Genomic DNA, 414 nt, shown 5'->3' on the forward strand with positions numbered 1-414 from the left:
ACAAGATTCCGGACTGGTCGCCGACAGACCGGTGGTCAAACGTTTTGGTTTGCGCCTGGCTACCCGCACCAGCCGTACCACGCGGCGCGATTACGACTTCGTCAAACCGAAAATCGAGCTGGAAAGCGATGCCAAAAGCAGCGCTCAGCCGGACCTGGAAGATTACGATTACCCGGGCCGATTCGTTGACCGTGACCGCGGCAAACATTTGTCTAATCGCGCGCTGGAACGTCATCGCAGCGACTATCGACTGGCCGAAGGTAGCAGCGACCAGCCGATTCTGGTCAGCGGACATTTTCTTGCCCTGACCGACCACGCCAACCCGACGTGGAACGACCTGTGGCTGCTCACTGAAATCCTCCACGAAGGCAAGCAGCCGCAAGTGCTGGAAGAGTCGGTGACCAGCGACACCAC

1 protein-coding gene is annotated in these 414 nt (G+C 58.9%); it reads left to right on the plus strand.

What is annotated here, in order from left to right:
* Positions 1-414 (plus strand): contractile injection system protein, VgrG/Pvc8 family (locus K5E40_RS34485; RefSeq protein WP_260456257.1); only part of this gene is annotated, 414 nt, incomplete at both ends.

The organism is Pseudomonas baetica (assembly GCF_019733355.1).
Classification (GTDB): domain Bacteria; phylum Pseudomonadota; class Gammaproteobacteria; order Pseudomonadales; family Pseudomonadaceae; genus Aquipseudomonas; species Aquipseudomonas baetica_A.